The sequence below is a fragment of the Pseudomonas sp. BF-B-26 genome (genome assembly GCF_019956495.1).
Lineage (GTDB): Bacteria > Pseudomonadota > Gammaproteobacteria > Pseudomonadales > Pseudomonadaceae > Aquipseudomonas.
Genome location: NZ_JAHBDP010000101.1, coordinates 33,688 through 40,085, shown reverse-complemented (window position 1 = coordinate 40,085; position 6,398 = coordinate 33,688). Strand labels below are relative to the sequence as shown.

Genomic DNA, 6,398 nt, shown 5'->3' with positions numbered 1-6,398 from the left:
CGCGAATGCGGTGTGTCAGTCGACATCAAAGCTGAATGACACACCGCTTTCGCGAGCAAGCCCGCTCCCACAGGGTTTAGCGCAGGGCTGCTATCGCGTCGACGGATTCACGAATCAGCGCCGGGCCTTTGTAGATGAAGCCGGAATAGAGCTGCACCAGGCTGGCACCCGCAGCGATTTTCTCAGCCGCGTGCTTGCCTTCGGTGATGCCGCCCACGGCGATGATCGGCAAGCGACCGGCCAACTCGGCCGCCAGTACCTTCACGGTGTGGGTACTCTTGTCCCGAACCGGTGCGCCAGACAGACCGCCCGCCTCGTCACCATGCTCCATGCCTTCTACGCCGACGCGGCTCAGGGTGGTGTTGGTGGCGATTACCGCGTCCATCCCGGTGTCGATCAGCGCTTGCGCGACCTGAGCGGTTTCTTCGTCGGTCATGTCCGGCGCAATCTTGATCGCCAGCGGTACATGTTTGCCGTGGCGCAGCGCCAGTTCTGCGCGGCGCGTCGCCAGGTCGGCCAACAACTGCTTCAGCGAATCGCCGAATTGCAGGCTGCGCAGGCCCGGGGTGTTCGGCGAGCTGACGTTGACTGTCACGTAGCTGGCATGGGGGTAGACCTTGTCCAGGCAGATCAGGTAGTCGTCGACCGCCCGCTCAACCGGGGTATCGAAGTTTTTGCCGATATTGATGCCCAGCACGCCTTTGAACCTGGCCGCCGCCACTCGAGCCAGCAGGTGATCGACGCCGAGGTTGTTGAACCCCATGCGGTTGATGATCGCCTCGGCATCCGGCAGACGGAAAATGCGTGGCTTCGGGTTGCCCGGCTGCGGACGCGGGGTGATGGTGCCGATTTCGACAAACCCAAAACCCAGTTGCGCAAAACCGTCGATGGCCGCGCCGTTCTTGTCCAGACCAGCCGCCAGCCCCACCGGGTTCGGGAAGTCCAGGCCCATGACGGTCACCGGCAATTTCGCTGGCGCCTTGCACAGCAAGCTGTTGAGGCCCAAACGCCCGCCCGCGCCGATCAGGTCCAGGGACAGATCGTGGGAGGTTTCCGGGGAAAGTTTGAACAACAGCTGACGGGCCAGGGTGTACATGGGCGGGTTTGACTCTGGGCTACGAAAAGTGGCGGCGATTATAGCCGGGCATCGGGGTTGCAGGCGAGGCGCGCGACAAAATCAGCGAGCGATGGCATATGCCTTGCACCGTCACTGACATCAGCACTCATGCCAACGGCGGGATGAGTCGAAAGACAAAGGCGTCGTCACTTGGCCTTGCCCTGGCAAGCAGCCCGGTCCGGCGCTTTTTTATGGAAGGTGTTTACTGATGATTGAAGTTCCAGCCAACCCTCTGGCCTGGGTCAACGGCAGCGATGCCCCGGAAAAGACCGAAATCAACCTCGGTTTCATGGCCCTGAGCGACTGCGCCTCGGTAGTGGTCGCGGCCACGCAGGGCTTCGCCCAACCTTATGGCCTGACCCTGAACCTCAAGCGCCAGTCGTCCTGGGCCAACCTGCGGGACAAACTGGTCAGTGGCGAACTCGACGCTGCCCACAGTCTGTACGGTTTGATCTACGCCGTGCATTTGGGCATCGGCGGTGTCGCGTCGACCGACATGGCAGTGCTTATGGGCCTGAATCAGAATGGCCAGAGCATCAACCTCTCCCATGGCTTGCAAGCGCTGGACGTGACCAGTCCTGAAGCACTGGAGCGGCACGTGCACCAAAGTCGCCCAAAACTCACCTTCGCCCAGACATTTCCTACGGGCACCCACGCCATGTGGCTGTATTACTGGCTCGCGAGTCAGGGCATCCACCCATTGCAGGACGTCGACAGCGTGGTGGTACCGCCGCCGCAAATGGTCGCGCACCTGCAAGCCGGGCGCATCGACGGTTTCTGCGTCGGCGAGCCATGGTCTGCCAGCGCGGTGCAGCAGAACCTGGGGTTCACGATGGCCACCACCCAGACCATCTGGCCCGATCACCCGGAAAAAGTCCTCGGCTGCACCCGCGCCTTTGTCGAGCAATACCCCAACACCGCACGGGCGCTGGTGATGGCGATTCTGGAGGCCAGCCGCTTCATCGAAGAAAGCACCGAGAATCGCCGCAGCACCGCGAAGCTGTTGAGTGCCCCGCAATACCTCGACGCACCGCTCGGCTGCATCGAACCGCGATTGCTCGGTGACTACGCCGATGGCCTGGGTCATCGCTGGCAAGACCCGCACGCGCTGCGCTTCCATGGTGATGGCGAGGTCAATCTGCCGTATCTGTCCGATGGCATGTGGTTCATGACCCAGTTCCGACGCTGGGGTTTGTTGCGCGACGACCCGGACTACCTGGGCGTGGCCCGTCAGGTCCAGCAACTAGACTTGTATCGAGAGGCCGCCACCGCTGTAGGTGTGACCGCGAGTGATCAGCCAATGCGCAGCAGCCAGTTGATCGACGGCAAGGTCTGGGATGGCCTGGACCCCGCCGGCTATGCCCGCAGTTTCAAGCTGCACGCCATGAGCGACAGCTCGCCCCTTCTCGCCAGCCGCTGACAGGAGACCACGAATATGTTGCGTATCCTGCTGATCAACGACACTGCGAAGAAAGTCGGTCGCCTGAAGGCGGCCCTGACCGAAGCCGGGTTCGAGGTGATCGACGAGTCGGGCCTGACCATCGATCTGCCTGCGCGCGTCGAAACGGTGCGTCCGGACGTGATTTTGATCGATACCGAGTCACCGAGCCGCGATGTGATGGAGCAAGTGGTGCTGGTGAGTCGCGACCAACCACGGCCGATCGTGATGTTTACCGATGAACATGACCCCAATGTGATGCGTCAGGCGATCAAGTCCGGCGTCAGCGCCTACATCGTCGAAGGCATCCACGCACAGCGCTTGCAGCCGATTCTCGACGTGGCCATGGCGCGTTTTGAAAGCGACCAGGCCCTGCGCGCCCAACTCAACGCCCGAGACCAGCAACTGGCCGAGCGCAAGCGCATCGAGCTGGCCAAAGGGCTGCTGATGAAAATGAAGGACTGCAACGAGGAAGAGGCCTACACCCTGATGCGCCGCCAGGCCATGAGCCGGCAGCAGAAGCTGATACAGGTGGCGGAGCAGATCATTGCCATGAGTGAGCTGCTCGGCTGAAGCCCTGCGGTGAATGCCCTATCGCCTTCGCGAGCAAGCCCGCTCCCACAAGGGAATTGCGTCGTACACAAATCAACTGTGGGAGCGGGCTTGCTCGCGAATGGCCGCAACTCGGTTTACCTGTTGGCACAGATCTCGCAAAGTAATCGCTACAGGTAACCAACGGCGGTTGCCCCACCTACGACAAAGACGTCGCTCACCTCATTTGCCCTTTGGCGAATCCGGTGGCGGCGTTTTTTTGTTTTGGCCCCACAGACCGGGGCCGGTGGTGCGGCCGATGCGGCGCCCCACCTGCAAGCTCATGACTCCTTCTCGAGACTCCTAACAGCTGAGGTGCGCGATGAATTCAAGCTTCTGGAAATCTGGCCATACCCCGACATTGTTCGCGGCCTTCCTCTATTTCGACCTGAGTTTCATGGTCTGGTACCTGCTCGGCCCACTGGCGGTGCAGATCGCCGCCGACCTGCACCTGACCACCCAACAGCGCGGGCTGGTGGTGGCCACGCCGATTCTGGCCGGGGCGGTATTGCGCTTTGTAATGGGCTTGCTGGCTGATCGCCTGTCGCCGAAAACCGCCGGGCTGATTGGCCAGGTGATCGTCATCTGCGCCCTGTTCGGTGCCTGGAAACTCGGCATTCACAGTTACGAACAAGCGTTGGTGCTGGGCCTGTTCCTCGGCATGGCCGGCGCATCCTTCGCCGTCGCCCTGCCGCTGGCCTCGCAATGGTATCCACCCCAGCACCAAGGCAAAGCTATGGGCATCGCCGGTGCCGGTAACTCGGGCACCGTGCTCGCTGCACTGATCGCCCCGGTGCTGGCCGCGGCATTTGGCTGGAGCAACGTGTTCGGCTTCGCCCTGATTCCGCTGATCCTGACCATCATCGTCTTCGCCTGGCTGGCCAAAAACTCGCCTGAGCGGCCAAAAGCCAAGTCCGTGTCCGACTACTTCAAGGCCTTGGGCGATCGCGACAGCTGGTGGTTCATGTTTTTCTACAGCGTGACCTTCGGTGGCTTCATCGGCCTGGCCAGCGCCCTGCCCGGCTATTTCAACGACCAATATGGCCTGAGCCCGGTGACCGCCGGCTACTACACCGCCGCCTGCGTGTTCGGCGGCAGTTTGATGCGTCCGTTGGGCGGCGCTCTAGCCGACCGCTTCGGTGGCATTCGTACCCTGCTGGGGATGTACTCGGTGGCGGCGGTCTGCATCGCAGCGGTGGGTTTCAATCTGCCGAGTTCCTACGCGGCACTGGCACTTTTCGTCTGCACCATGCTCGGTTTGGGTGCAGGTAATGGCGCCGTTTTCCAATTGGTGCCGCAGCGTTTTCGTCGAGAGATCGGTGTGATGACCGGTTTGATCGGCATGGCCGGCGGTATTGGTGGATTTGCACTGGCAGCGGGCATGGGCGCGATCAAGCAAAGCACCGGCAGCTATCAACTGGCCTTGTGGTTGTTCGCCAGCCTTGGCGTTCTGGCCTGGTTCGGTCTGCACGGCGTGAAACGTCGCTGGAGAACCACTTGGGGTTCGGCAGCCGTGACCGCTGCACGGGTCTGAAGCCTCAATGAGCCTGCAACTGAGTTTTGCCGAAGCGAGCGCCATTGGCCCTCGCGAGGAGAATCAGGACGCCCTGCGCCTGGTGACTCCAGCCCCGGCGCTGGCGGCGAGCAAGGGTTACCTATTCGCCATCGCCGATGGCGTCAGCCAATGCGCCGATGGTGGTCTCGCCGCCCGCTCGACGTTGCAGGCTCTTGCGCTGGATTACTACGCCACGCCAGAAACCTGGGGCGTCGCGCAGGCATTGGATCGCCTGCTACTGGCACAAAATCGCTGGTTGCAGGCCAATGGCGGTGGGCAACCGTTGCTCACCACCGTCAGTGCTTTGGTCATGCGCGGTAGGCGGTTTACCTTGGCCCATGTAGGCGATTGCCGGGTTTATCGCTGGCATGCCGACACCTTGCAACGGGTCAGCGAGGATCACGTCTGGGACCAGCCGGGCATGCAGCATGTGCTCAAACGGGCACTTGGGCTCGATCAGCATCTGGTGCTGGATTTTCTCGATGGCGAACTGCGGTTGAACGAAAGTTTCGTACTGCTCAGCGACGGCATTTGGGCCGTGCTGGGCGACACCGCGATTGCGGCAATTCTGCGCGATCAACCGGATTTGAACAGCGCTGCGCAGACCTTGGTCAGTGCGGCGCATCTGGCCGGCAGCCAGGACAACGCCAGCGCCTTGTTGGTGCGGGTCGATGTCCTCGGTGAAACGAGCATCGGCGATGCGTTGATTCATTTGCAGCAATGGCCGCTGCCGCCAGCGCTGAAACCGGGTCAGACCTTCGAGGGTTGGCAGGTTGAAGGAATACTCGGCCAGAGCCAGCAGTCGCTGCTCTATCGGGTGCGCGATGGGCAACAACAGCCTTGGCTGCTGAAAACCTTGCCGGGCGCGTTGCGTGACGATCACCTCGCAGGGCAGGCGTTGCTGTCGGAAGAATGGTTTCTCAAGCGCGTGGCCGGGCGGCATTTCCCTGAAGTCCATGCCGCCAGTCAGCGTCAGCATTTGTACTACGTGATGCGGGAATATTCCGGATCTACCTTGGCGGAGCTGCACGCCGATGTCGGACCGCTGCCTCTGCCGCAATGGCAAGATCTGGCTGAACGCCTGCTGCGCGCCGTTGGCATGCTGCATCGACGGCAGATTCTCCATCGCGATATCAAACCGGAGAACCTGCTACTGGGGGACGACGGCGAATTGCGCCTGCTGGACTTCGGCCTCGCCTACTGCCCTGGCCTGTCCGAAGATCAGCCTTCTGCCTTGCCTGGAACACCCAGCTATATCGCACCCGAAGCCTTTCGCGGGGAAGCGCCGACTCCGCAACAGGACTTATATGCCGTCGGCGTGACCTTGTATTTCCTGCTCACCGGGCATTATCCCTACGGCGAAATCGAAGCCTTCCAGCGCCCACGGTTCGGGGTTCCGGTCAGCGCCAGTCGCTATCGACCCGACCTGCCGGAATGGATTGCGCAAAGTCTGGAGCACGCCGTGGCGGCGGATCCGGATCAACGCTTTGAAACGGCGGAAGAATGGTTGCTGCTGCTGGAACAGGGCGAGCGTCGCAGTTTGAGCGTGCGCCCCAGACCGCTGCTGGAGCGCGAACCGTTGAAGGTCTGGCGGACCTTGGCGCTGGTGTCGTTGCTGGTGAATCTGGTGCTGCTGGTTTTGTTGTTTCATGGTTGAGTTTTTCACTGCACCCAAAAGATCAAAAGATCGCAGCCTG

General features: G+C 61.7%; 5 protein-coding genes. 4 read left to right on the top strand and 1 reads right to left on the bottom strand.

Annotation, left to right across the window (positions count from 1 at the left end; genetic code table 11):
• Positions 1-76: 76 nt before the first annotated feature.
• Positions 77-1,096 (bottom strand): quinone-dependent dihydroorotate dehydrogenase, encoded by a 1,020-nt coding sequence (locus KGB03_RS23110; RefSeq protein ID WP_223529159.1) that lies wholly within the window; start codon positions 1,094-1,096, stop codon positions 77-79.
• Between the two features lie 229 nt (positions 1,097-1,325).
• Between KGB03_RS23110 and KGB03_RS23105 the strand changes: the two genes are divergently transcribed.
• From KGB03_RS23105 to KGB03_RS23090, 4 genes are all read left to right on the top strand, one after another.
• Positions 1,326-2,537: a CmpA/NrtA family ABC transporter substrate-binding protein gene (locus KGB03_RS23105; RefSeq protein WP_192407065.1), complete on the top strand. Its 1,212-nt coding sequence runs from the start codon at positions 1,326-1,328 to the stop codon at positions 2,535-2,537.
• A gap of 15 nt (positions 2,538-2,552) precedes the next feature.
• A complete protein-coding gene (locus tag KGB03_RS23100; RefSeq protein WP_074875038.1) occupies positions 2,553-3,128 on the top strand; it encodes an ANTAR domain-containing response regulator in 576 nt (191 codons plus the stop codon).
• A 340-nt stretch (positions 3,129-3,468) separates the two neighbouring features.
• Positions 3,469-4,680, top strand: coding sequence for a nitrate/nitrite transporter (locus KGB03_RS23095; RefSeq protein WP_111450635.1), 1,212 nt, complete (start codon positions 3,469-3,471; stop codon positions 4,678-4,680).
• A gap of 7 nt (positions 4,681-4,687) precedes the next feature.
• Positions 4,688-6,358 carry a bifunctional protein-serine/threonine kinase/phosphatase gene (locus KGB03_RS23090; RefSeq protein ID WP_223529158.1) on the top strand — a complete coding sequence of 557 codons (1,671 nt, stop codon included), beginning with the start codon at positions 4,688-4,690 and terminating at the stop codon, positions 6,356-6,358.
• Positions 6,359-6,398 lie beyond the last annotated feature (40 nt).

Coding starts and splice junctions, on each gene's coding strand:
- KGB03_RS23110 (WP_223529159.1), bottom strand. CDS start 1,096: ATGTACACCCTGGCCCGTCAGCTGTTGTTCAAACTTTCCCCGGAAACC.
- KGB03_RS23105 (WP_192407065.1), top strand. CDS start 1,326: ATGATTGAAGTTCCAGCCAACCCTCTGGCCTGGGTCAACGGCAGCGAT.
- KGB03_RS23100 (WP_074875038.1), top strand. CDS start 2,553: ATGTTGCGTATCCTGCTGATCAACGACACTGCGAAGAAAGTCGGTCGC.
- KGB03_RS23095 (WP_111450635.1), top strand. CDS start 3,469: ATGAATTCAAGCTTCTGGAAATCTGGCCATACCCCGACATTGTTCGCG.
- KGB03_RS23090 (WP_223529158.1), top strand. CDS start 4,688: ATGAGCCTGCAACTGAGTTTTGCCGAAGCGAGCGCCATTGGCCCTCGC.